Here is a 25,262-nt window from a genome sequence, read left to right as displayed (position 1 = left end):
GGTGTAAAATGGCAAAAAAAGTTCTGGTTGTGGACGACGAAAAATTAATAGTGAAAGGAATCCGTTTTTCATTGGAACAGGATGGAATGGAAGTAACCTGTGCGTATGATGGTGAAGAGGCACTGCATCTGGCACAGGAGAATAAGTTTGATATGATTTTACTGGATATCATGCTTCCGAAGATGGATGGATTTGAAGTGTGTCAGGCAATCCGGGAGTTTTCTAATATGCCAATTGTCATGCTGACAGCAAAAGGCGATGATATGGATAAAATCTTAGGACTGGAATATGGTGCAGATGATTATATTACCAAGCCGTTTAATATTCTTGAGGTGAAAGCCAGAATCAAAGCAATTATGCGAAGAACTGCTGCCAGTGAACCGAAGGAAGAAAATTCCAAAGTGATAGAGAGCGGCGATTTAAAATTAGACTGTGAGAGCCGCAGACTGTTTGTCCAGGGAAGAGAGATTAATCTGACAGCCAAGGAATTTGACTTGTTAGAGCTTCTTGTTATGAATCCGAATAAGGTATACAGCCGTGAGAATCTGTTGAATCTGGTATGGGGTTATGAATATCCGGGCGATGTCAGAACGGTGGATGTTCATGTGCGTAGACTGCGTGAGAAGATTGAACCGAATCCGAGTGAGCCAAAATATGTGCATACGAAATGGGGTGTAGGTTATTTCTATCAGAAATAACAGCGATAAGCAGAGGATGAAGGTACAGACTTATGAATAGAAAAAAAGGTATTCGTAATTTTTTGAAAAGCATGAAATTCCGGCTGATTTGTCTTTTTATGCTGATCGGTATTTTGACCGGAATTTTAATCCGGACCGGGATTTTAACTGCTTATGAGAAACATGCAGTTTCTAACCGGAGTGTAGATGTAATTGGTCAGGCAAAGATTCTTGCAAACCAGATGGTATCCACAGATTATATCAATGGAGCGGAGTCGGAAAGCATCACTTCACAGTTGCAGCAGATGTCACGTATTTATGATGGAAGAATTCTTCTGATAGATTCTTCTTTTCATATTATAAAAGATACTTATGATCTGGATACCGATAAAACAATTATTTCAGAAGAAGTCATAAAGTCATTCCGCGGTGAGGATTCTATGAATTATGATGTGGATAATCATTATGTGGAAATGACGATTCCGCTGACTACAGATAACGTAGAGTCAGGGGAGAAGAGTATTATCGGAGTGCTTCTTATCAGTGTTTCGACAGATAGTATTCTTGCCAATCTGGAATATATGAGAAATGCTGCATTAGTGCTTCAGATTTTCGGGGCAGTTTTACTGTTTGCAGTCAGCGTATTTTTATCCGTTCGTCTGACAAACCCGTTGAAGAATATGGCATCCTCTATTGCTGAGATTCAGAATGGATATGGAACCAGTGATGGGGAGCTGATGATTAAGGATTATTCTGAAACAGTTCAGATTTCGGAAAAATTTAATAAACTTTATAGCAGAATGAAGATGCTGGATGACTCCAGACAGGAATTTGTGTCCAATGTGTCCCATGAGCTGAAAACACCGCTTACTTCTATGAAGGTACTGGCAGACTCACTGAATGGACAGGAAGATGTTCCGGTAGAACTGTATCGTGAATTTATGTTAGACATTGGAAATGAAATTGAACGTGAAAATAAAATTATCAATGATTTGCTCTCGCTGGTTAAGATGGATAAGTCTGCATCAGATTTGAATATCACGTCAGTTAACATCAATGAGATGCTGGATTTAATTTTAAAGAGATTAAAACCGATTGCGGAAAAACAGCATGTAGATCTGGTGTTGGAAAGCTTCCGGCCTGTTACAGCGGAAATTGATGAGGTAAAGCTGACGCTTGCCATTACCAATCTGGTGGAAAATGCAATCAAATACAATAAGGAAGACGGTTGGGTACATGTGTCCCTGAATGCAGATTATCAGTATTTCTATCTTAAGGTAGAGGATTCCGGCATCGGTATTCCGGAGGATTCCTTAGAGCATATTTATGAAAGATTCTACCGCGTAGACAAGTCCCATTCCAGAGAAATAGGTGGAACCGGACTTGGACTTGCCATTACAAGAAATGCAATATTAATGCACCGTGGTGCAATTAAGGTATTTAGTACAGAGGGTGAGGGAACGCTCTTTACTGTGCGGATTCCGCTGAATTACATTGCCTAGGAGGTCTGGCATGAAGAAAATTGCAGGATGGCTGAGTTTTATCCTTCTGGTATCGCTGTTCACAGGGTGTGGCAGACAGGAGACAGATGACTCGGCGTATCATATTTATTATCTGAATAAAGAAAAAACAAAAGTGGTAGAGCAGCCATATGATTTAAAAGAGGGCAAGACAGAGGACATGATAGCCACTCTTTTAGATGCGTTGTGCACCAATACGGATAGTGTGGAGTATCAGAAACCGGTTCCTGGTGATGTTACAATTACAGACTGGTCACTGGAAAGCAATCAGCTGTTCCTTTACTTTAATGATAATTATTCCAAAATGCAGTCTACGGATGAGGTGTTGTGCCGGGCAGCAGTGGTAAAGACACTGGTACAGCTTCCGGATGTAAAATATGTATCTTTTTATGTGGGAGATGCACCGTTGGCAGACAGCCGGGATAATGTAATCGGACTGATGACAGAAGAAAGCTTTGTTGAGAATCCGGGAAAACAGATTAATTCCATTCAGACAACAACATTACATTTATATTATGCAAATGCTGATGGAAACGGACTGGTAGAGTGCGAAAAAGAAGTACAGTATAGCAGTAACATTTCCTTGGAAAAACTGATTATGGAGAATCTTTTAAAGGGACCGGATGATAAGAATTTGAAAGCACCACTTCCGGAAGGAACAAATCTTGTCAATGTTACGACAACCAATGGAACCTGCTATGTTACATTAGATGAGGCGTTCCTGAATCAGAATTATGAAATACAGGAGCCAATTGTCATTTATTCTATTGTAGACTCTTTATCGGAGATTTCAACCATCAGTAAGGTGCAGATTTCTGTAAATGGAAAGACCAGCGGTGTTTACCGGGATAGTTTTGCATTAGACCAGCTTTATGAACGGAACCTTGACTATGTGGTAAGTGCAGATGAGAACGAGACGGTATCTACAGAAGCACAAACAGAAGAGACACCTTAAGGAGAAGGTCTTAAGAAGAAGTATCTTATAAGTAACATATTAAGAAGAAATATCTTAGAAAAATATTTAGGAGGGGTTATATCGAAATTATAAAACGCCCCTTATGCTATGGAACGATATTGTTCCTGTGTGGTATTATTGTCTGCCTGTCTGTTCCGACGGTCATAAAAGTTATCCTTATCAGCTTTGTGGCAGGGTGTCAGACGTATCTGCTGTATGCCCTGCGGCAAAGAAAACGGAGGGTATACCGGTTTACAGCAGTACTTGGAATAGGATTTTTTCTGCTGGGAATTGCAAGAATCTGGTATATGCAGCAGCAAAGCTATACCATTGAGACGATTTTAAAAGAGCAGGAGACCAGCCTTTCTGTAGAAACAGATGCTTCCAGAGGCTGGCAGACGGAAAATGAAAAGACAATTTTACAGGGGAAGATAGAGAAGAAAGAACGAAAAAACAATCAGACAAGATTATATCTTAATCATGTTTTCTTGCGGATTGGAGATAAAACCTATAAAACCAATTCTGTCCTGGTTCGACTGAAGCAAGAACCATCTGACCAATCGTGTCGTATTGGAACAACCATTGTATTAGAAGGAAATATCCGACAACTGAATCACGCTGCCAATGATGGTAATTATGATGAATTTCAATATTATCACAGTCTGAATATGGATTATCATTTTGATGCCGAAAGGATTTGTGAGGAATATGGAAGAGAAGATGTACTGGCAGAGAAATTATTTTTGATAAAAGAAAAATTAAAAGAAGATTATATAAATAATTTATCGAAAAGAAATGCTGGGATTCTTGGAACAATGCTTTTAGGAGATAAAGAACTTTTGGAAAAGGAAGTTTCAACAGTCTTTCAACAGGCAGGAGCCAGCCATGTGCTGGTAATCAGTGGAATGCATATTTCCTGCATTGGACTGTTCTGTTATGGACTTCTTAGAAAAAAAGGAAATTCTCTTTGTGCCTGTACGGCAGCGGTTGTATTTTTGTTCTGTTATGTGAAAATGACCGGGATGGGAATATCTGCTATCCGGGCATGGATTATGTTTGCACTTCTTATGGCAGCCAAGCTGTCCGGGCGAAGCTATGATAGCAGAACCGCTCTTTCTGTGGCAGTGCTGGTGCTTTTATGGAAAAACCCGTATCTGGTTGAAAATGCAGGACTCCAGTTTTCGGTAGCTGCAATTCTTGGTGTGGTAGTAGTGGCAAAATGTATTGAACAGTTGTTTCCAAGGGAGCAAAAACAGCAAACACAGGAACGGAAAACAGGCGATAAGGCGGCAAATAAAATACGGGAAATATGGAAACGGCAAATCCGGCAGAACTTTTTAGTTTCGCTTTCCGTTCAACTTACAACACTTCCACTGGTGGCATACTATTATTATGAAGTGCCGGTCTATGCTTTGCTTCTGAATCTACTGATAGTTTCTTTGTTAAGTGTAGTTTTAATAAATGGAATAACTGCAACATTGCTCATGTGTATGGGAAAAATTGTTGTAGGAAGGCTGTTTGCGGGACCGGTAATCATGATGTTGGAATTATTGCTGGACGGAATTTATGTTGGAGTCAGCTGGTGCAGCCGGCTCCCGGGAGCTACGAAGATAGTAGGACAGTGGCCGATACAGCGCATCATATTCTATTATCTGATGCTTGCAGCCACCTGCTTGCTGATAAAAAACCGGACAAAGAAAAGCGGAAACAGAGATGGGAATAGAAATACAAATACAAATACAAATATACTCCTTAGAAAGTTTCCGATTGTTTTGATTGGAAGCGTGGTGTTACTTCTGGTTCTTCGTCCGGTAAAGAGTAATCATCTTATGGCAGTTCTTGATGTGGGGCAGGGAGATGGCATCTATGTACGACTGGGGGAAGATACCAATCTTTTTCTGGATGGCGGAAGCACTGATGTGTCTAAGGTGGGAACGTATCGGATTTTGCCATTTCTAAAAAGCAATGGAATCACAAAGATAGATTATTGGTTTATAAGCCATTATGACGAAGACCATGTGAACGGATTGTTAGAAGTTCTTGAGACGGAGTATTCTGTTGAAAATATTATATTGCCTGGAAAACAGCCGGATGTAAAGAATTATCAGAGCATATGTGCACTGGCAGAGCGGAGAAACATTCCCATCGTATATATGAAAGAAGGAGATTGCATAAGAAGTGGCGAGGATACCATAAGCTGCCTCCTTCCGGACGGAGAGTATCAGGCAGAGGATGAGAATGGAAAATCCATGATATTGCTCTATCAGACGAAATATATTTCCGGGATATTTACCGGAGATGCCGGAGAAGCAGAAGAAAATTGGCTCTTAGAAAAGCAGCGGTTGTGGAAAGTAGATTTTCTTAAAGTAGGACATCATGGCTCAAAGTATTCCTCGACAGAAAAATTTTTAAAAGCACTTTCGCCGGAACTGGCATTGATTTCCTGTGGGGAAAACAACCGATATGGACACCCTCATCAGGAGACCATAAATCGATTAAAAGAAGCTTCGGCAGAAATTTTTGATACGATGGAAGGCGGTCAGATTTCGCTGGAAGAGGAAAAGGGAAGGATCACAATTCAAAGCTTTCGGTAAGTATGCTTTGATAAAGAAGTAAAAATATAGTATAATATCCTTTATGAAAACAATAGATAATGACATTAAAATGGGACAATTAAAAAACGTATATCTTTTATATGGAACGGAAGACTATCTGAAACGGCAGTATCGTGATAAGCTAAAACATGCACTGGTAGAGCCGGATGATACGATGAATTTTTCAGCATATGAGGGAAAGGATATTAATCCAAAGGAACTGATTGATTTATCGGAGACACTGCCATTTTTTAAAGAAAAGCGTATGATTCTGGTGGAAAACAGTGGCTTCTTTAAAAACAGCTGTGATGACCTGGCAGAATATATGAGCCAGGTGCCGGAATCCACCTGCTTTGTTTTTGTGGAAGAAGAAGTGGATAAGCGTTCCAAATTATTTAAAGCGGCATCCAGGGCTGGAAGTGCCGTAGAATTTGAGACCCCGAAGGAAGATATGCTGGTCCGCTGGATACTGGGCAGAATCCAGCGGGAAGGGAAGAAAATTACCCAGTCCGTGATGCAGCTTTTCCTGTCAAAGACCGGTTCCGATATGGAAAATATTGATAAGGAATTAGAAAAGCTTATCTGTTATACATTGGATAAGACAGAGATTTCTGCGGCAGATGTAGAGGCAATCTGTACCGGACAGACGGAAAATAAAATCTTTGAAATGATTGATGCCATCTCTGCCAGGAATCAGAAGAAGGCTTTGGACTTATATTACGATTTACTGGCATTAAAGGAAGCACCCATGCGGATTTTATTCCTGATTGCAAGACAGTTCCAGAATCTGCTTTTGATAAAAAGTATGTCAGCAAAAGGATATCCTGCTGTCAGTATTGCAAAGACTGCAGGGATGCCAAGCTTTGCAGTGCAGAAGAATCTTCGGCAGGCAGGAGCTTTTAAAATAAATCAGTTAAAGGAAGCAATTGAAGACTGCGGACAGGCAGAAGAGGATGTCAAGACGGGAAGAATGGCAGACCAGTTAGCCGTAGAACTTCTGATTGTAAAATACAGTGCATAAAAAAAGAACGTTTCGAATGACGGTACGAAACGTTCTTTTTTATAATCGTTTATAATCTATGCTCTTCCGGCAATTATGCCATCTTGTTCACAGCTTTGTTTAAGCGTGAAATCTTTCTGGAAGAAGTGTTCTTGTGATAAACACCCTTAGTAGCAGCTTTGTTGATTTCAGATGTTGCAGCAACTAATGCAGCAGCAGCAGCCTCTTTATCGTTTGCAGCGATTGCAGCGTCTACTTTCTTAATAGATGTTTTAACTTTTGATCTAATAGCCTTGTTTCTATCAGCTTTGGTCTGATTTACAAGAATTCTTTTCTTAGCAGATTTAATGTTAGCCAACCTGTACACCTCCAATATGATTGTTTTATTGTTTTTGGTTGTTTCATTAAAGCCGGACACGGACGTTCTAATGTAAACATACTATGATAGTTTATCCCACATATTTACATCTGTCAATACATATTTGGAGAAAAAATGTAAAAAATAATAAAGAAAATTTATTTGGAAAAATTGTTTACAGGAAGTGAAGCTATGTTTCAGATAAGAACAGACCTCGCATTAGAGACGAGAGAAAAATTTGATGAAGATCATATTGAAGTAAAGGGAGTACGGGTAGATGAGGAGAGAATTTCACCGGAAATCATGATTACAAGAGTGTTCATTGACACAGAAAACGGAGCAAAGGCAATGAAAAAACCGAAGGGAACCTATATTACCATTGAGGCTTCGGACATGATGGAAGAAGATGAGGATTATCACAGAGAAGTGTCCGGGCAGCTGGCAAAAGTGATTGAAACCATGCTGCCGGGGAAAAAAGAAGAACTCAAGATATTGGTAGTGGGTCTTGGTAACCGGGAAGTGACACCGGATGCATTAGGACCTTATGTAGTAGATAATATGATGATTACCAGGCACATTATCAAGGAATATGGACAATATGCCTTTGGAAATAAGGTGAGGAGCCAGATAAGCGGAATTGTGCCGGGCGTAATGGCACAGACCGGCATGGAATCAGGAGAGATTGTCCGGGGAGTCATTGAAGAGACGAAACCGGATATTGTAATTGTGGTGGATGCACTGGCGGCCCGCAGCGTGAAGCGTCTGAACCGTACCATCCAGATTACGGATACCGGAATCAATCCCGGTTCCGGTGTGGGCAATCACAGGCACGCCATTAATAAAGAAAGCATGGGAATTCCGGTAATTGCCATAGGAATTCCTACCGTAGTAGATGCCGCAACGATAGTTTCAGATACCATGAGTGACTTAATCGGAGCCATGCGGGAGTCAGCGCAGCTAAAAAGTGTGGGAAATGGGCTGGCAGGTCTGGATGAAATTGAAAAGCATGAGCTGGCAAGAGAACTTTTATCTCCACATTTGAATGCAATGTTTGTAACCCCAAAAGATATTGATGAAGCGGTAAAAAGGCTGAGCTATACCATATCAGAGGGACTGAATCTGGCATTCTCCCGGTTCTAAAGGGACAGAAGCTGCATAGAATATAGTGTTTGCTATGGCAGAACAGGAGGTGCTGGCAGCATGAGAGTCTATGGGCAAAGATATCAGGGAAAAACGGAACTGGTCAGGAAACGAAAAAAATGGTACAGGCAGTCTGCTATTGCACTTTTTCTGTTGTATGCATTTTTTCTTATGGTGAAAGCGGGAACCGGAAGGGAAACACTGGCAAAACGTTTTTTTTCCTATATACAAAATGAGATATCCATGTCCATGACCAGACAGTATATTCCGACTGTTGCCTATATGGCAGAGGGCAGGCAGGAACAGACACTGAGTGATTTTTTGCTGGAAAAAGTGACAGACCAGATACCACTTATCGGATATGCAGATACCATAAGGACTTATGAAACGACAATTGAGAGCAGCCTTTCAGAAGAAGAGATTGTTGCACTGGAAGGAAAGGATGAAGCGGAAGTAGAGGCCAGACAGATGGCGGAGGCAGCCAGCAGAGAGAATCAGGACTGCATAGTGGCAGAAATGGAGCAGGAAAATGCGCAGGCAGGAGCAGATGCGGCAGCAGAAGCGGCAGAGCAGCCGGCAGCCCCGGATAATACAGCAGTCAGTTCTCAGCCGTTGGTGGAGATTCCAAGAGAAAAATTAAATGATTTTGATTATCTGATTCAGAATTTTTATCAGGTGGACAATACAACAACCATCAATAGCAGTCAGTTAAATGCAGAAGAATTGTTAAATATGGATTTAACCATAAAAACGCCGGCAGACCAGCCACAGATTCTGATTTACCATACCCATTCCCAGGAAATGTTTGCAGATTCCGACCCAAATGATGTAATGACGGGCGTTATGGGAACAGGGGAATATCTTACCAGCCTGTTACAGGAAAAATATGGATTTCAGGTCATGCATCATATGGGACAGTATGATGTGGGAGACAGAGATCACGCCTATGCCAATGCGGAGGGGCCCATTGAGCAGCTGTTAGCAGAGAATCCGAGCATAGAAGTGGTAATAGATTTACATCGTGATGCAGTGGATAAGCATATGGTGCGGGAGGTAAACGGGGTGCAGATGGCACCGATTATGTTCTTTAACGGACTGAGCCGGACAAAAGCGCTGGGAGATATTTCTTATCTCAATAATCCAAACCTTACCGGGAATCTTGCTTTTTCCCTGCAGATGCAGATTGCAGCGGCAGAGTATTATCCGAATCTTACCCGCCCGATTTATTTAAAAGGATACCGGTATAATATGCATTTTAAAGAGAAATATCTTTTGATCGAAATGGGTTCCTATACCAACACGCAGGAGGAGGCACGCAATGCCATGGTTCCACTGGCAGACCTTTTGAACAGAGTGTTGCATGGAGAAAATTAGAAAAATATTTCGTAATGAAAATGTAATAACTTTTTCGGAAAAACACATTGAAATCACTTGCATTTCTTATATAATAAAAGAGATGCGTAAAATAAAACGAAAGATATGGAGTTATCATGGAATTTTCAAGCTTAGAATTTTTATTTCGGTTTTTGCCGATTTTTCTTATTATATATTATCTGGTACCGGTAAAGTATAAAAATCCGGTACTTTTCTTTGGCAGTCTGGTATTTTATGCCATGGGAAGCTGGAAGGATGCACTTCTTTTACTGTTTTCCATGAGTCTGAACTATATTCTAGTATTACTGATGGATCATATAAGAAGGAAGAGCAGCAGAAATACCATGCTTGTGATTTTGCTTTGCTATAATATCGGATTATTGTGTATATTTAAATATACAAGATTGTCGCTTCCGCTTGGAATCAGCTTTTATACTTTTACCATGCTTTCCTATGTGCTGGATGTCTATAAGAAGAAAACTGCAGCGTTGAGGGATTATCTGGAATATGGAACTTATATCCTTTTGTTCCCAAAACTGATATCCGGACCGATTGCCCAGTTTGCCAATATGGCAGGGCAGTTAAAGAAACATCCAATCCGTCTGGAGAAAATCGAACATGGTCTGACTCTTTTTATCATAGGATTGGGATATAAAGTAATTATTGCAAATCATCTGGCAATTCTCTGGCGTGATATTCAGGGCATTGGTTTTGAGAGTATTTCCACACCGTTAGCGTGGATGGGAGCATTCGGTTATTCTGCACAGTTATTCTTTGATTTCCAGGGATATTCCCTGATGGCAATCGGAATCGGAGAGATGCTTGGATTTGATTTGCCGAAGAACTTTGACCATCCGTATCGTTCCAGGACAGTGTCTGAGTTTTACCGCCGGTGGCACATTACACTGGGAAGATGGTTCCGTGATTATTTATATATTCCCTTGGGAGGCAACCGGAAGGGAAATGCGTGGACATTTTTCAATCTGCTGATTGTCTGGGTTGTAACCGGAATGTGGCATGGTTCTACCATTAATTTTCCATTATGGGGCTTGATTTTATTTGTATTTATTGCGTTGGAACGATTTGTAATCAGAAATTTTTTAGAGAAACATGGATGGCTGGCACACCTTTACATCTGGTTTGTAATCCCTCTGACCTGGGTCGTGTTTGCAATTACGAAGTTATCTGATTTGAAAGTATATTTTGCAAGACTGTTCCCGTTCTTTGGAACCGGAATCGCAGTCAATGCAGGCGATTATCTGAAATACGGCAGAACCTATGGAGTGTTTTTCCTATTGGCATTTGTGGTATCACTTCCTTTTATGGATAAGATATTAAAAAAATGCTGGAAGAAGTGGTGGATGAAAGCAATTTTGTTTGTTGTATTATGGATTTGTATTTATCAGATTGCAAATGGACTGAACAATCCGTTTATGTATTTTAGTTTTTAATGGGAGGCTGCCATGAAGAAATGGAAGAAATGTCCGCTTCTTATTGTTACGGCAATCAGTATGCTGCTGGTAAGCGGTGTTGCCTTAGCCGGAACAAAGGGCGCATATAAAGAATATAATAAGGACTGGCCGAAGGTTCCGGCGGTGGCTGGCATGATGCAGGCATCCAAAGAGGGCGTTCTGCCATGGGATAAGGCAGAACCGGAGGAGGATTTGGAAAGCGTATATGCTGACAAAGAGGAGCCGGCAACGGAAGAAGCAGCAGAAGCAGTTGCAGATACGGAGGCAGAAGAGGATAAGACTTATACTTTTACCGATGTAACCCAGGATTATTTTGATGATGCAGTATTTATCGGAGATTCCAGAACCGTTGGATTAAGGGATTATGGCGGCTGGGATAATGCAACTTATTATGCCAGTATCGGACTTACGGTCTATGATATGTTTGATACGCCGATTGTCGAGGAAAACGGCGCGAAGATTACCGTTGAAGAAGCATTAAGCGAGCATCAGTTTGGTAAAGTCTATCTGATGATTGGAATCAACGAAATGGGAACCGGTACAGTAGACAGCTTTATGAAAGCATATGAAGAAGCTGTCAATCATATCCGGGAATTACAGCCGGATGCACTGATTTTCTTACAGGGCATTATGTATGTAAAACAGGAAAAGTCAGAGACCGACCCGATTTTTAACAATCCGGCAATCAAAGAACGGAATGACAGAATTGCAATGCTTGCAAATAATCACGATATATTTTATATTGATGTAAATGAAGTAGTGACTGACGAAACAGGAAATCTGAATCCGGAATATACTTATGATGAGATTCACCTGCTGGGAAAATATTATTCCCTGTGGACGGATTTCCTTTTGAAACATGGAATAAAGAAGGAGTAAATATATGTCAATCGACCAGAGTAAGATTCGTAATTTTTGTATCATTGCCCATATTGACCACGGTAAATCAACCCTTGCAGACCGTATTATCGAAATGACAGGACTTCTGACTAGCCGCGAAATGCAGGCACAGGTTTTAGATAATATGGATTTGGAGCGGGAACGTGGAATTACCATTAAGTCCCAGGCAGTCCGTATTATATATCATGCCAAAGATGGAGAAGAATATATTTTCAATCTGATTGATACACCGGGACATGTGGACTTTACCTATGAAGTATCAAGAAGTCTTGCTGCCTGTGACGGTGCTGTGCTGGTAGTAGATGCGGCACAGGGGATTGAGGCACAGACCCTTGCCAATGTATATCTGGCATTAGACCATGATCTGGAAGTGATTCCAGTCATTAATAAAATTGATCTGCCGAGTGCAAGGCCGGAAGAAGTAGTAGAAGAAATTGAAGATGTGATTGGAATTGAGGCACAGGATGCACCACGGATTTCTGCCAAAACAGGGTTGAATGTGGAAGAAGTATTAGAGCAGATTGTGCATAAATTACCGGCACCAAAAGGGGACGCCAAAGCGCCCCTTCAGGCGTTGATTTTTGATTCTGTGTATGATGCTTATAAAGGTGTTATTGTATTCTGCAGAATCCGGGAAGGTTCCGTAAAACCGGGGACAACCATCCGCATGATGGCAACCGGAGCAGAAGCAGATGTAGTAGAAGTAGGATATTTCGGAGCCGGACAGTTCATTCCATGTGATGAGTTAGAAGCCGGAATGGTAGGTTATATTACTGCCAGCCTTAAGAATGTGAAAGAAACCCGTGTGGGTGATACCATAACAGAAGCAAAGCGTCCTTGTGATGCACCATTGCCGGGATATAAGAAAGTTAATCCGATGGTATACTGTGGATTATATCCAACAGATGGAGCCAAATATCCGGATCTTCGTGACGCTTTGGAAAAATTACAGTTAAATGATGCAGCCTTACAGTTTGAACCGGAGACTTCCATTGCATTGGGCTTTGGTTTCCGCTGTGGTTTCTTGGGACTGCTTCATTTGGAGGTAATTCAGGAGCGGTTAGAGAGAGAATTTAATCTTGATTTAGTAACGACAGCACCAGGCGTTGTATACCGGGTACATAAGACGGATGGTACCATGATAGAATTGACAAACCCATCCAATCTTCCGGATCCATCCGAAATCGAATATATGGAAGAGCCGATGGTTGCAGCAGAAATTATGGTGACATCCGAATATGTAGGTGCCATTATGGATTTGTGCCAGGAACGCCGTGGTATCTATAAGAGTATGGAATATATTGAGCAGACCCGTGCAGTTATTAAATATGACCTTCCGTTAAATGAAATTATTTATGATTTCTTTGATGCATTGAAATCCCGTTCTAAAGGATATGCGTCCTTTGATTATGAGATGAAGGGTTATGAGCAGTCAGAGCTTGTGAAGCTGGATATTCTTATTAATAAAGAAGAAGTGGATGCTCTTTCCTTTATTGTATTTAAGGATACCGCCTATGAGCGTGGAAGAAAGATGTGTGAGAAGTTAAAGGAAGAGATTCCGAGACATTTATTTGAAATCCCGATTCAGGCAGCCGTTGGAAGCAAGGTAATTGCCCGTGAGACAGTAAAAGCAATGCGAAAAGATGTGCTGGCAAAATGTTACGGCGGTGACATCAGCCGTAAGCGTAAACTGTTAGAGAAACAGAAGGAAGGTAAGAAACGTATGCGTCAGGTGGGAAATGTAGAGATTCCACAGGAAGCATTTATGAGTGTACTGAAGTTAGATGAGAAATAGATGACAGGAGAACATAGATGGAACTTTATGTGCATATTCCTTTTTGTGTAAGAAAATGTGAATATTGTGATTTCTTATCAGCACCTGCGGACGAGCGGCTACAAAACCGCTACGTGGGTGCTCTTTTGCATGAAATCAGATATTACGGACAGATAATGGGACGTCCGGCTCTTTCTACTATATATATAGGGGGCGGAACACCGTCTCTTTTAGCACCGGAATATATCGCACTTCTTTTAAAACAGATTCAGGTAAGCTTTGAGGTGGAAGCAGATGCAGAGATTACCATAGAATGTAATCCCGGAACTTTAAATGAGGAAAAACTTCTTACTTATAAAGAAGCAGGCATTAACCGTCTCAGCATAGGGTTACAGTCTGCCTTTGATGATGAATTAAAGATATTAGGAAGAATCCATACTTACCGGCAGTTCTTGGAGAATTATGAATGTGCCAGAAGATGTGGATTTGAAAATATCAATGTTGATTTGATGAGTGCCCTGCCTTATCAGAGTACGGAGAAATTTGTTACCAGCTTAAAGCGTGTCATAGCATTAAAACCGGAGCATATTTCAGCCTATTCCCTGATTATCGAAAAGGGAACACCATTTTATGAAAAATACAAATTCGAGGCAGTGCTCCGGGAAGCCGGAAAGCCGACAGAGCATCTGCCATCTGAAGAGACAGAGTATGAGATTTATAAAAAGACTCAGGAGATTCTTGCAGAGGCAGGTTATGAGCATTATGAAGTATCCAATTATGCAAAGCCGGGGAAAGAGGCAAGGCATAATATCGGATACTGGAAGCGGGTGCCGTATCTTGGGGTAGGACTTGGGGCAGCGTCCCTGATTGGAGAAGTACGCTACAGTAATATAAGAGAGATTGAAGCGTATATCAAAGCATGTGGTAATATTTCGGCGAAGGAAATAGATGGAGTACCGGCATTGAATCTCCATGAGAGTGCAGATGCAATCAGCCGCCATGCCCAGATGGAAGAATTCATGTTTTTAGGCCTGCGTATGTTAAAGGGAGTTACAAGAACAGAATTCAAAGAGACTTTTGGCGTGGAAATAGAAGCAGTATATGGCGAAGTCTTAAACCAGCTTCAGGAAGAGGACTTAATCGAGAAAAAAGCCGGTGTAATAAAGCTCAGCGACCATGGCATGGACATCAGCAACTATGTACTCGCCCAGTTTTTACTGGATTAAGTAGTGCGGTGTTGAACCGCATTGAATCAGAACAAATCTAAAGAAAATATAAAATTATAAAATTCTGTTGACAAAAAAAACGAATGGTGCTATCTTAAGTACATAGAAATTAGCACTCTTTCAAGTTGAGTGCTAACAACTAAGAAAAAGCAGTACAAAAAGCTTTTTCAAATACCTATAAAAGTTTCATTTTCAGGAGAACGTGAATGAACGAGAACGAATTAGATGAAAGAAAAACAAAAATCTTAAATGCAATCATTCGCAACTATCTGGAAACAGGTGAGCCGGTTGGTTCAAGAACCATTTCCAAGTATACGGATTTGAACTTAAGTTCCGCAACAATCCGGAATGAGATGTCGGACTTGGAAGAGATGGGATATATTTTGCAGCCACATACATCGGCAGGAAGAATTCCATCCGATAAGGGATATCGCTTCTATGTAGATAATCTGATTGCAGAGAAGGACAAAGAAGTATCCGATATGAAAGAGTTCGTAATTGAACATACGGAGAAGATGGAACAGGTATTGCAGCAGGTGGCAAAGCTGTTGGCGAACAATACGAATTACACCACCATGATAACAGCACCGCAGTATCACCACAACAGCCTGAAGTTCATCCAGTTATCCAATGTGGATGATGAACATATTCTGGCAGTTGTCGTATTGGAAGGCAATCTTGTGAAAAATAAGATGATTCCGATAGAAGAGCCGATAGATAATGAGCATATGTTAAAACTTAACATGCTTTTGAATACACATTTAAATGGATTGTCATTAGATCAGATTAATCTGGGCACCATAGCAGTGTTGAAAGAGAAAGCCGGTATCCATTCCAAAGTCATCAGTGATGTATTGGATGCAGTAGCAGAAGCAATCAGCGAAGACGAGGATTTGGAGATATATACCAGCGGTGCAACGAATATCTTAAAATATCCGGAGTTATCGGATTCGCAGAAAGCAGGAGAGCTTTTAGATGCGTTAGAAGAGAAGAAACAGTTAGTAAGTCTGGTGACGGATAACCTCAGCAATGAGGAGAACGGCATACAGGTTTATATAGGAGATGAATCTCCAATTCAGACCATGAAGGACTGCAGTGTGGTAACAGCTACCTATGAACTTGGTAAAGGCGTGAAGGGAACGATAGGAATTATCGGACCAAAGCGTATGGATTATGAGAACGTCATGGATAATCTGAAAAATTTGAAATCACAACTAGAAGGCATATTTGATAAGCCGAAGAAAGAATAGCATAGAAAGGTGGTAAGGAAGTGGCAGAAGAAAAGAAAGAAGAAGTGCTTGAGGAAGTATTAGAAGACTTAGAAGCAGAGGATGCAAAAAAGCAGGAAGAAGCACAGAATACCGCCTCAGAAGAAAAAGAAGTTGAGGCAGAAGAAAAAACGGAAGATACCGAATCTGAACCGGAAGAAATAGAGAAAGAAGATGAGGAGAAAAAGAAAGGTATCTTTAAAAAGAAAGACAAGAAAGATAAGAAGGACGAACAGATTGAAGATTTAACCGACCGGCTGAAACGTCAGATGGCAGAATTTGAAAACTTCCGTAAGAGAACGGAAAAGGAAAAGAGCCAGATGTATGACATGGGAGCCAGCGCAATCTTAGAGAAAATCCTTCCAGTTATCGACAATTTTGAAAGAGGGCTTGCAGCTGTACCGGAAGAAGACAAAAACAATGGCTTCGTAGAAGGTATGGATAAGATTTATAAGCAGATGATGACAGTGCTGACAGAGGTTGGTGTAACACCGATTGAAGCAGCCGGTCAGGAGTTTGACCCGAATCTCCATAATGCAGTAATGCATGTGGAAGATGAAGAACTCGGTGAGAATGTAGTAGCCGAGGAGTTACAGAAAGGTTACAAGTACAAAGAAAATGTAATCAGACATAGCATGGTAAAAGTAGCGAATTAAGCATAGGAGGATAAGAACATGAGTAAAATTATTGGTATTGATTTAGGAACAACAAACAGTTGTGTGGCAGTTATGGAAGGTGGAAAACCTACCGTTATAGCAAACCAGGAAGGTGCAAGAACAACACCATCTATCGTAGCATTTACAAAAACAGGTGAGCGTCTGATTGGTGAACCAGCAAAACGTCAGGCAGTAACCAACGCAGAGAAAACAATCTCTTCCATTAAGAGACATATGGGAACCGATTACAAAGTAAGCATTGATGACAAACAGTATTCTCCACAGCAGATTTCTGCAATGATTTTACAGAAATTAAAAGCTGATGCAGAAGGATATTTAGGAGAAAAAGTATCAGAAGCAGTTATTACTGTACCGGCATACTTCAATGATGCACAGCGTCAGGCAACCAAGGATGCAGGTAAGATTGCAGGACTTGATGTAAAACGTATCATCAACGAGCCGACAGCAGCAGCACTTGCTTATGGACTGGACAACGAAAAAGAACAGAAAATTATGGTATACGACTTAGGTGGTGGTACATTTGATGTATCTATCATCGAAATCGGTGACGGAGTCATCGAAGTATTATCTACAAATGGTGATACCAGATTAGGTGGAGATGATTTCGATAACAAGATTACACAGTGGATGATTGACGAATTCAAGAAAGCAGAAGGCGTTGATTTATCTACTGATAAGATGGCTCTTCAGAGATTAAAAGAAGCTGCAGAGAAAGCTAAGAAAGAGTTGTCTTCAGCAACAACAACCAATATCAACCTGCCTTTCATTACTGCAACAGCAGAAGGACCAAAGCACTTTGATATGAACTTGACAAGAGCAAAATTCGATGAGTTGACACATGACTTAGTAGAAAAAACAGCAATCCCGGTACAGAACGCTATGAAAGATGCAGGCGTAACCAATGCAGACTTAGGCCAGGTATTATTGGTTGGTGGTTCTACACGTATCCCGGCTGTTCAGGATAAAGTAAGACAGTTAACAGGCAAAGAGCCAAGTAAATCCTTAAACCCGGATGAGTGTGTAGCACTTGGTGCTTGTATCCAGGGTGGTAAATTAGCAGGAGATGCCGGCGCAGGCGATATCCTTCTTCTGGATGTTACGCCATTGTCACTGTCTATCGAGACCATGGGTGGAGTTGCAACAAGACTGATTGAGAGAAATACAACAATTCCTACAAGAAAGAGCCAGATTTTCTCAACAGCAGCAGATAATCAGACAGCAGTAGATATCAACGTAGTACAGGGTGAGCGTCAGTTCGCAAGAGATAACAAATCCCTTGGACAGTTCCGTCTGGATGGTATCCCACCAGCACGTCGTGGAGTTCCTCAGATTGAAGTTACTTTCGATATCGATGCAAACGGTATTGTAAACGTATCAGCAAAAGACTTAGGAACCGGAAAAGAACAGCATATTACAATTACTGCCGGATCTAACATGTCTGATGCAGATATCGATAAAGCAGTAAAAGAAGCAGCTGAATTTGAAGCACAGGACAAGAAGAGAAAAGAAGCAATTGACACCAGAAATGATGCAGATGCCTTCGTATTCCAGACACAGCAGGCATTAGACCAGGTTGGAAATAACCTTGATGCGGCAGATAAATCTGCAGTAGAGGCTGACTTAAATGCACTGAAAGCTTTAGTAGATGCAAATCCACAGGCTGAAAACATGACAGATGATCAGGTTGCTGAGATGAAAGCAGCAAAAGAGAAACTGATGGAAAGTGCACAGAAAGTATTTGCTAAGATGTATGAGAATGCTCAGGCAGCTCAGGGAGCCGCTGGTGCAGGCCCTGATATGGGAGCAGGTGCAGCCGGTGGAGCAGCTGCAGGTTCTGCAGATGATGATGTGGTAGATGCTGATTACAAAGAAGTATAATTCTACAGATAAAAAGCAGTAGAAAGGGTTGGCAGTTTTACTGTCAACCCTTACAAACGGTAAAGAGGGAATAGATTATGGCAGAACAGAAAAGAGACTATTACGAGGTCTTAGGCGTTGATAAAAACGCAGATGACGCAGCAATAAAAAAAGCATATCGTGTCCTTGCCAAAAAATATCATCCGGATATGAACCCGGGGGATAAAGAAGCAGAAAAGAAATTCAAGGAAGCATCTGAAGCATATGCAGTACTGAGCGACCCGGAGAAGAGAAAACAGTATGACCAGTTTGGTCATGCAGCCTTTGATGGAGGTGCCGGCGGAGCAGGCGGATTTGATTTCTCAGGTATGGATATGGGAGACATTTTTGGAAGCTTTGGAGACATTTTCGGAGATTTCTTTGGCGGCGGAAGACGCAGCAGCAGCAACGGACCGATGAAGGGAGCCAATGTACGTGCCAGTGTCAGAATTACATTTGAAGAGGCAGCATTTGGCTGTGAGAAAGAAATTGATTTAGTATTAAAGGATGAATGTAAGACCTGTCATGGTACAGGAGCGAAGCCGGGAACCAGTCCGGAGACCTGTAGCAAATGTCAGGGAAAAGGAAAAGTGGTATATACCCAGCAGTCCTTATTTGGTATGGTACAGAATGTACAGACCTGTCCGGAATGTAACGGAAGCGGTAAAATTGTTCGTGACAAATGTCCGGACTGTCGTGGAACCGGCTACATTGCCAGCAGGAAGAAGATTAAGGTCAGCATTCCTGCCGGAATTGATAACGGTCAGAGTGTAAGAATCCGTGAAAAAGGTGAGCCGGGTGTAAATGGCGGACCAAGAGGAGATCTTCTGGTAGAAGTAGTAGTATCCCGCCATCCAATCCTTCAGAGACAGGGCATGGATGTATATTCAACAGCACCAATCAGTTTTGCACAGGCAGCATTGGGCGGAGAAGTAAGAATTACAACCATTGACGGCGATGTGGTCTACGAAGTAAAACCTGGTACACAGACCGACACCAGAATCCGTCTGAAAGGAAAAGGAATCCCATCCCTGCGTAACAAGGCAGTCCGTGGTGACCAGTATGTTACACTTGTGGTTCAGGTTCCGACCGGATTAAATGAAGCTGCAAAGGAGGCACTGCGCCAGTTTGATGCAGAGACCGGTAATTCATTAAAGACACAGAATGGTGCGGCAGGCACGAAAAAGAAAAAGGGATTTATGGGAAAAATTAAAGAGTCCTTCGATGATTTATAAAAATGATAAAGCTGTTTCCTGAAAAATGGAGGCAGCTTTTTTTACGCGAGTAGCGAGAAAAATCGCATGCTTGCATGCAGATTTGGCGAGCACCGCGATAACTCGAGAAACTCGCAAAGCGTGTTTCTCGTAGTTGAGTATTGTGATAACTCGGGAAAACTGCAAAAGTGAGTTTCTCGTTGTTGCATTTTGTGACAACATATTGTATACTGTTTCTGATTCATAAGTTTTTTGTAACCATATGTTGATTTAGGCAACCGTTTATGAGACAAGGAGAGAGATTTATGAAGCAGCATAACAGCGCTGTGATTAAGAAGGATGCAGCACAGTTTGATAAATGGTGTTTTCAGCAGACTGTGGAACTGGAACATACAAGGAGAGAACTGGAAAATTCCAAACGCGAGATGGAACACCATCAGAGGGAGTTAGAACGTCAGAAGCGGAAATTCGAGATGGAGAAGAATCTTGAACAGGAGCGGATGAAGCGGGAACAGCATCTTTTTGACATGAAGTGGAAAATATTAGAAAGTGAACTTCAGAAACTTGCTGCCGAAAAGCAGAAAATGGAGCGTCAGAGAGACTTTTACAGCAGAGTACATGAATTTGAACAGGAGAATAGAAACCAATCATCCAATGTGGTGAAGGGAGAAATGTTCTTTATGGGCGTGGGCAATGAAAAATCATTGCGGAAGCGTTATAAGGATTTGATTAAAATATATCATCCGGATAATCTCAATGGAGACACCGGTACCATTCAGGAAATTAACCGGGAATATCAGGTGCTGATGCAGAAACTGGAAGTAAAATATCAGTAATAAGATTGCAATAATAGCACAGCAATGACATAGCAATAAACAGGAAAATCAGCGGGCAGAAGAAATATGTTCCGCTGTTTTTGTGTTACCAGACATGCATAGGCGTCGCTATGTATCTAAAGAAGCTGTCTGCTGGTTGCCGTTGATTCCCTTACAGTTGCGAAAAATAAAAAGCTATGTTAAGATTAAAATGTTTGCTTTTTATAATAGAAGGTTAAGATAAGAACAGGAGCAGAAACTATGAAATGGGATAAATATACAATAGATACAACAACAGAAGCTGAGGATTTTATCAGCATGATGTTATCAGAAAATGGCATTGAAGGAATTGAAATCGAAGATAATGTACCATTGACGAAAGAAGAAACAGGAGAAATGTTTATTGATTTTCCGCCGGAGCTTCCACCAGACGAAGGAAAAAGCAAAGTCAGCTTTTATTTAGAGGCAGGCGAAGACCATACCGAGACTTTAAAGGCAGTCCGCATTGGTTTAGAGCAGTTAAGAAGCATGGTAGAAATCGGAAGCGGAGATATTACCTCCAGCCAGACCGAGGATATTGACTGGATTAATAACTGGAAACAGTTTTTTCAGTCTTTTTATATCGATGATATTTTAATCAAACCAACCTGGGAACCATTAAAGGAAGAGGATAAAAATAAATTCTTAATCGAGATTGACCCGGGTATTTCCTTTGGAACCGGAAAGCATGAGACAACACAGCTTTGTATCCGCCAGATTCGTAAATATTTAAAAGAGGGCGAGCGTGTTCTGGATGTAGGATGCGGCAGCGGAATCTTATCCATTGCAGCATTAAAGCTTGGTGCAGGCAGCGTAGTGGGTACGGATGTGGATGGAGATTGTATCACATCAACTCATGAAAATATGACAGTCAATCATCTGGCAGAAAATTCAGGTGAATTTTATGTTGGAAACCTGATTGACGATAAAGCATTTCAGGAAAAGATTGGCACAGGTTATGATCTGGTCGTAGCGAATATTTTGGCGGATATTATTATTCCGATGGCACCGGCACTTTATCAGTGTGCGAAAGAGCAGGGAGTGCTTATTACTTCCGGAATTATTGATTTTAAAGAAAACGAAGTAAAAGAAGCTTTAGAGCAGGCAGGCTTTGAAATCTTAGAAGTCAACCATCAGGGCGAATGGGTCAATGTAACTGCACGGAAAAATCAGAGGTAAAATAGATGCATCAGTTTTTTGTTGAAAAAAGCCAGGTGGGCAAAGAATATGTTACCATAACCGGAAGCGATGTAAATCATATCCGGAATGTACTGCGTATGAAAATCGGAGAGACGATTCGCATCAGTGACCGGGAAGGTGGCAATTATTTTTGTAAGATTGCAGAAACCGGAGAAAATTTCGTGCAGGCAGACATAGTATCTGTGGACGAAGAAGGAACCGAACTTCCGTCTAAAATCTATTTATTTCAGGCACTGCCGAAGGGAGATCGGATGGAAACGGTGATTGAAAAGGCAGTAGAACTTGGTGTCTATGAAATCATTCCGGTAGCCATGAAATACTGTGTGGTAAAGCTGGAAGGAAAAAAGGCAGCACAACGGGTACAAAAATGGCAGGCGCAGGCAGAGACTGCAGCAAAACAGTCAAAGCGCAGTATCATTCCAAAGATTCATGAAGTAGTATCTTTCAAGGAAGCCGTAAAGCTGGCAGAAAACTGTGATATCCGCTTAGTGCCTTATGAAAATGAAAATGGCATGGAAGGAACCAGGACAGTATTAGAGCAAATCGAACCGGGGAAGAGTATCAGCATTATGATAGGACCGGAAGGCGGATTTGCAGAGGAAGAGATTGCAAAAGCAAGAGAGACCATGCAGTCCATTTCCTTAGGAAGAAGAATACTTCGGACAGATACAGCAGGTATCTGCATGATGTCCATGCTGATGCTGCAATTAGAGAGCCGTATATAACGAAAAAACAGTAAGAAAGTGTAGAAAAGTATGGAAGCATATCTGGATAATTCTGCGACCACCCGCTGCAGTGACCGGGCGTGTCAGTTAATGGTAGACCTTCTGACGAAGGATTATGGCAATCCATCTTCCCTTCATATGAAAGGAATTGAGGCAGAACGATTTGTTGAGACTGCAAAGAAGAAAATAGCAAAAACATTAAGAGTATTAGAAAAAGAAATTATCTTTACATCCGGTGGAACGGAGTCAAATAACCTTGCGATTATCGGTGCTGCAATGGCAAACCGCAGAGCGGGAAATCATATTATAACCACATCCATTGAACATGCATCCGTAGAGAATCCAATGGAATTCTTAAAGGAGCAGGGCTTTGACATTACTTATCTTTCTGTGGATGAGAATGGAATTATTTCACTGGAAGAGTTAGAAGAAGCAGTGACGGAACAGACTATTCTTGTTTCCATGATGCAGGTAAATAATGAAATCGGAGCCATTGAGCCGGTTGCAGAAGCTGCAGAGCTTATTAAGAAAAAGAATCCGGATACACTGATTCATGTAGATGCAATCCAGTCTTATGGAAAAATGTATATCTATCCAAAGAAGCTTGGCATAGACATGCTTTCCGTCAGCGGACATAAGATTCACGGTCCAAAGGGAAGCGGATTCCTCTGGGTGAAGGAAAAGACGAAATTAAAGCCGCTGATATTAGGCGGTGGACAGCAGAAGGGAATGCGTTCCGGAACGGAAAATGTACCGGCAATTGCAGGTCTTGGAGAAGCAGCAGAAGAAATCTATGAGAATCTCGATGAAAAGAGAGCACATCTTTACGGATTAAAGCAGCGTTTTATCGACGGAATCGAAAAGCTGGAAGGAACCCATGTAAATGGAAAGACCGGAGAGGATTCTGCACCACATATCGTCAGCGTCAGCTTTGAAGGAATCCGAAGTGAAGTATTATTACATTCACTGGAAGACAGGGGGATTTATGTATCTTCCGGTTCTGCCTGTTCTTCCAATAATCATGCAGGCAAACAGAAGGGAAGCAAGACCCTTAGAAACATTCATTTAAAGGAAAACCTTCTGGATTCCACACTGCGTTTTTCCTTCAGTGTGCATACAACGGAAGAAGAGATTGATTACGCATTAGAAGTACTGGGAGAGCTGCTTCCGGTATTGAAGAAATATACAAGACATTAAAAGAGAAAGGAAATCATATGTATAAATCATTTCTGGTAAAATATGGAGAAATCGGAGTAAAGGGAAAGAACCGTTATATTTTTGAAAATATGTTAATGGAGCAGATCCGCCATGCGTTAAAGACAGCAGAGGGCGAGTTTGAAGTAACCAAAGAGCAGGGAAGAATCTATGTCAATGTAGTATCCGATGACTATGATTATGACGAGACCGTAGAAGCATTAAGCCGTGTATTTGGTATTGTAGGATTCTGTCCATTACTTCAGGTAGAGGATGAAGGCTTCGATAAATTAGCGGAGACAGTGGTAGATTATCTGGGTAAAGAATATCCGGAAAAGAACTTTACCTTTAAAGTAAATGCAAGGAGAGCAAGAAAGAATTATCCCCTTGATTCCATGGAAATCAATGCTGAACTGGGTGGAAAAATCTTAGATGCGTTCCCGGAGAGCAAGGTAGATGTGCATAACCCGGAGGTTATGGTCTGCATTGAAATCAGAAGCCTTATCAATATTTATTCCAAGGAAATTCCGGGACCGGGTGGAATGCCGGTAGGTTCTAACGGAAAAGCAATGTTATTATTATCCGGCGGAATCGACAGTCCGGTAGCAGGTTATATGATTGCAAAACGTGGAGTAGCGCTGGACGCAACCTATTTTCATGCACCGCCATATACTTCAGAACGTGCAAAACAGAAGGTAGTGGATCTGGCAAAACTGGTAGCAAGATACAGCGGACCTATCAATCTTCATGTAGTGAATTTTACCGATATCCAGCTTTATATTTATGAGAAATGTCCACATGAGGAGCTTACCATTATCATGCGCCGCTATATGATGAAACTGGCAGAGCATTTTGCTAAAGAAAACCGCTGTTTAGGACTGATTACCGGAGAGAGTATCGGACAGGTTGCAAGCCAGACTATGCAGTCATTAGCGGCAACCAATGAAGTATGTACCATGCCGGTATACCGCCCATTGATTGGATTTGACAAGCAGGAAATCGTAGAAGTGTCAGAAAAAATTGATACCTATGAGACATCTATCCAGCCGTTTGAAGACTGCTGTACCATTTTTGTGGCAAAGCATCCGGTTACCAAACCGAACATTGAATACATCAAGAAATCTGAAACAAAGTTAGAAGAGAAGATTGATGAACTGATGCAGACTGCAATTGATACGGTAGAAGTGATTCACGTAGAAGCAGAGTAGTGTGAATAGAAATAGAATGCTGTTTAGAAGCAGAAT

Annotated in this window: 21 protein-coding genes; 20 read left to right on the top strand and 1 reads right to left on the bottom strand. The window is 41.4% G+C overall.

What is annotated here, in order from left to right:
- Window positions 1-8: 8 nt before the first annotated feature.
- The 5 genes from DXB39_RS03720 (at window position 9) to holA (ending at window position 6,767) form a co-directional block, all read left to right on the top strand.
- A complete protein-coding gene (locus DXB39_RS03720; RefSeq protein WP_022243097.1) occupies window positions 9-698 on the top strand; it encodes a response regulator transcription factor in 690 nt (229 codons plus the stop codon).
- Window positions 699-730: 32 nt separating this feature from the next.
- Window positions 731-2,179, top strand: a complete 1,449-nt coding sequence (locus tag DXB39_RS03715; RefSeq protein WP_022243096.1) for a sensor histidine kinase — start codon at window positions 731-733, stop codon at window positions 2,177-2,179.
- A 10-nt stretch (window positions 2,180-2,189) separates the two neighbouring features.
- Window positions 2,190-3,152, top strand: coding sequence for a GerMN domain-containing protein (locus tag DXB39_RS03710; protein WP_117840934.1), 963 nt, complete (start codon window positions 2,190-2,192; stop codon window positions 3,150-3,152).
- A gap of 119 nt (window positions 3,153-3,271) precedes the next feature.
- Complete coding sequence (locus tag DXB39_RS03705) at window positions 3,272-5,746, top strand: DNA internalization-related competence protein ComEC/Rec2 (protein ID WP_158565940.1); 2,475 nt, start codon at window positions 3,272-3,274, stop codon at window positions 5,744-5,746.
- A 43-nt stretch (window positions 5,747-5,789) separates the two neighbouring features.
- Window positions 5,790-6,767 (top strand): DNA polymerase III subunit delta, encoded by a 978-nt coding sequence (gene holA / locus DXB39_RS03700; RefSeq protein WP_117840936.1) that lies wholly within the window; start codon window positions 5,790-5,792, stop codon window positions 6,765-6,767.
- A 73-nt stretch (window positions 6,768-6,840) separates the two neighbouring features.
- Here the strand turns inward: holA and rpsT are convergent, their stop codons facing one another.
- Window positions 6,841-7,104, bottom strand: a complete 264-nt coding sequence (gene rpsT, locus DXB39_RS03695) for a 30S ribosomal protein S20 (protein WP_022243092.1) — start codon at window positions 7,102-7,104, stop codon at window positions 6,841-6,843.
- Window positions 7,105-7,296: 192 nt separating this feature from the next.
- Here rpsT and gpr point away from each other — a divergent pair, with 192 nt between their 5' ends.
- The 15 genes from gpr to thiI all read left to right on the top strand — a co-directional run bounded on the left by gpr (window position 7,297) and on the right by thiI (window position 25,226).
- The gene (gene gpr / locus DXB39_RS03690) at window positions 7,297-8,244 is read left to right on the top strand and encodes a GPR endopeptidase (RefSeq protein WP_117840937.1); all 948 of its coding nucleotides are present in this window, start codon (window positions 7,297-7,299) and stop codon (window positions 8,242-8,244) included.
- A 60-nt stretch (window positions 8,245-8,304) separates the two neighbouring features.
- The gene (locus DXB39_RS03685) at window positions 8,305-9,618 is read left to right on the top strand and encodes a stage II sporulation protein P (protein ID WP_242994194.1); all 1,314 of its coding nucleotides are present in this window, start codon (window positions 8,305-8,307) and stop codon (window positions 9,616-9,618) included.
- A gap of 116 nt (window positions 9,619-9,734) precedes the next feature.
- The gene (locus DXB39_RS03680; RefSeq protein WP_117840938.1) at window positions 9,735-11,069 is read left to right on the top strand and encodes an MBOAT family O-acyltransferase; all 1,335 of its coding nucleotides are present in this window, start codon (window positions 9,735-9,737) and stop codon (window positions 11,067-11,069) included.
- 12 nt (window positions 11,070-11,081) lie between these two features.
- A complete protein-coding gene (locus DXB39_RS03675) occupies window positions 11,082-11,969 on the top strand; it encodes a GDSL-type esterase/lipase family protein (RefSeq protein ID WP_117840939.1) in 888 nt (295 codons plus the stop codon).
- A gap of 4 nt (window positions 11,970-11,973) precedes the next feature.
- Entirely contained in the window at window positions 11,974-13,785 is a 1,812-nt protein-coding gene (gene lepA / locus DXB39_RS03670) for a translation elongation factor 4 (protein WP_022243087.1), read from the top strand.
- A 17-nt stretch (window positions 13,786-13,802) separates the two neighbouring features.
- Complete coding sequence (gene hemW, locus DXB39_RS03665) at window positions 13,803-14,990, top strand: radical SAM family heme chaperone HemW (RefSeq protein WP_117840940.1); 1,188 nt, start codon at window positions 13,803-13,805, stop codon at window positions 14,988-14,990.
- Between the two features lie 206 nt (window positions 14,991-15,196).
- Complete coding sequence (gene hrcA / locus DXB39_RS03660; RefSeq protein ID WP_022243085.1) at window positions 15,197-16,240, top strand: heat-inducible transcriptional repressor HrcA; 1,044 nt, start codon at window positions 15,197-15,199, stop codon at window positions 16,238-16,240.
- A 20-nt stretch (window positions 16,241-16,260) separates the two neighbouring features.
- Window positions 16,261-16,914 (top strand): nucleotide exchange factor GrpE, encoded by a 654-nt coding sequence (gene grpE, locus DXB39_RS03655; protein WP_022243084.1) that lies wholly within the window; start codon window positions 16,261-16,263, stop codon window positions 16,912-16,914.
- Between the two features lie 18 nt (window positions 16,915-16,932).
- Window positions 16,933-18,813, top strand: a complete 1,881-nt coding sequence (dnaK, locus tag DXB39_RS03650) for a molecular chaperone DnaK (RefSeq protein WP_117840941.1) — start codon at window positions 16,933-16,935, stop codon at window positions 18,811-18,813.
- 77 nt (window positions 18,814-18,890) lie between these two features.
- On the top strand, window positions 18,891-20,066 hold the full coding sequence (dnaJ, locus tag DXB39_RS03645; protein WP_117697001.1) for a molecular chaperone DnaJ: 1,176 nt from the start codon (window positions 18,891-18,893) through the stop codon (window positions 20,064-20,066).
- A 284-nt stretch (window positions 20,067-20,350) separates the two neighbouring features.
- Window positions 20,351-20,881 carry a molecular chaperone DnaJ gene (locus DXB39_RS03640; protein ID WP_242986051.1) on the top strand — a complete coding sequence of 177 codons (531 nt, stop codon included), beginning with the start codon at window positions 20,351-20,353 and terminating at the stop codon, window positions 20,879-20,881.
- Window positions 20,882-21,121: 240 nt separating this feature from the next.
- Window positions 21,122-22,078, top strand: a complete 957-nt coding sequence (prmA, locus tag DXB39_RS03635; RefSeq protein ID WP_117840942.1) for a 50S ribosomal protein L11 methyltransferase — start codon at window positions 21,122-21,124, stop codon at window positions 22,076-22,078.
- Window positions 22,079-22,083: 5 nt separating this feature from the next.
- Window positions 22,084-22,824, top strand: a complete 741-nt coding sequence (locus DXB39_RS03630) for a 16S rRNA (uracil(1498)-N(3))-methyltransferase (protein ID WP_117840943.1) — start codon at window positions 22,084-22,086, stop codon at window positions 22,822-22,824.
- Window positions 22,825-22,854: 30 nt separating this feature from the next.
- A complete protein-coding gene (locus tag DXB39_RS03625) occupies window positions 22,855-24,021 on the top strand; it encodes a cysteine desulfurase family protein (protein ID WP_117840944.1) in 1,167 nt (388 codons plus the stop codon).
- Window positions 24,022-24,038: 17 nt separating this feature from the next.
- Window positions 24,039-25,226 (top strand): tRNA uracil 4-sulfurtransferase ThiI, encoded by a 1,188-nt coding sequence (thiI, locus tag DXB39_RS03620; RefSeq protein WP_117697007.1) that lies wholly within the window; start codon window positions 24,039-24,041, stop codon window positions 25,224-25,226.
- Window positions 25,227-25,262 lie beyond the last annotated feature (36 nt).

The sequence above is a fragment of the Roseburia sp. OM03-7AC genome, assembly GCF_003462625.1.
GTDB lineage: Bacteria > Bacillota > Clostridia > Lachnospirales > Lachnospiraceae > Roseburia_C > Roseburia_C amylophila.
This window is presented reverse-complemented; position numbering and strand designations above follow the sequence as displayed.

What these genes read in the sequence shown, in the direction of transcription:
- DXB39_RS03640 (WP_242986051.1), top strand. Translation starts at nt 20,351, where the DNA reads ATGAAGCAGCATAACAGCGCTGTGATTAAGAAGGATGCAGCACAGTTT.
- DXB39_RS03625 (WP_117840944.1), top strand. Translation starts at nt 22,855, where the DNA reads ATGGAAGCATATCTGGATAATTCTGCGACCACCCGCTGCAGTGACCGG.
- dnaK (WP_117840941.1), top strand. Translation starts at nt 16,933, where the DNA reads ATGAGTAAAATTATTGGTATTGATTTAGGAACAACAAACAGTTGTGTG.
- DXB39_RS03675 (WP_117840939.1), top strand. Translation starts at nt 11,082, where the DNA reads ATGAAGAAATGGAAGAAATGTCCGCTTCTTATTGTTACGGCAATCAGT.
- DXB39_RS03680 (WP_117840938.1), top strand. Translation starts at nt 9,735, where the DNA reads ATGGAATTTTCAAGCTTAGAATTTTTATTTCGGTTTTTGCCGATTTTT.
- holA (WP_117840936.1), top strand. Translation starts at nt 5,790, where the DNA reads ATGAAAACAATAGATAATGACATTAAAATGGGACAATTAAAAAACGTA.
- hrcA (WP_022243085.1), top strand. Translation starts at nt 15,197, where the DNA reads ATGAACGAGAACGAATTAGATGAAAGAAAAACAAAAATCTTAAATGCA.
- gpr (WP_117840937.1), top strand. Translation starts at nt 7,297, where the DNA reads ATGTTTCAGATAAGAACAGACCTCGCATTAGAGACGAGAGAAAAATTT.
- DXB39_RS03630 (WP_117840943.1), top strand. Translation starts at nt 22,084, where the DNA reads ATGCATCAGTTTTTTGTTGAAAAAAGCCAGGTGGGCAAAGAATATGTT.
- DXB39_RS03715 (WP_022243096.1), top strand. Translation starts at nt 731, where the DNA reads ATGAATAGAAAAAAAGGTATTCGTAATTTTTTGAAAAGCATGAAATTC.
- dnaJ (WP_117697001.1), top strand. Translation starts at nt 18,891, where the DNA reads ATGGCAGAACAGAAAAGAGACTATTACGAGGTCTTAGGCGTTGATAAA.
- prmA (WP_117840942.1), top strand. Translation starts at nt 21,122, where the DNA reads ATGAAATGGGATAAATATACAATAGATACAACAACAGAAGCTGAGGAT.
- thiI (WP_117697007.1), top strand. Translation starts at nt 24,039, where the DNA reads ATGTATAAATCATTTCTGGTAAAATATGGAGAAATCGGAGTAAAGGGA.
- DXB39_RS03720 (WP_022243097.1), top strand. Translation starts at nt 9, where the DNA reads ATGGCAAAAAAAGTTCTGGTTGTGGACGACGAAAAATTAATAGTGAAA.
- DXB39_RS03710 (WP_117840934.1), top strand. Translation starts at nt 2,190, where the DNA reads ATGAAGAAAATTGCAGGATGGCTGAGTTTTATCCTTCTGGTATCGCTG.
- DXB39_RS03685 (WP_242994194.1), top strand. Translation starts at nt 8,305, where the DNA reads ATGAGAGTCTATGGGCAAAGATATCAGGGAAAAACGGAACTGGTCAGG.
- hemW (WP_117840940.1), top strand. Translation starts at nt 13,803, where the DNA reads ATGGAACTTTATGTGCATATTCCTTTTTGTGTAAGAAAATGTGAATAT.
- lepA (WP_022243087.1), top strand. Translation starts at nt 11,974, where the DNA reads ATGTCAATCGACCAGAGTAAGATTCGTAATTTTTGTATCATTGCCCAT.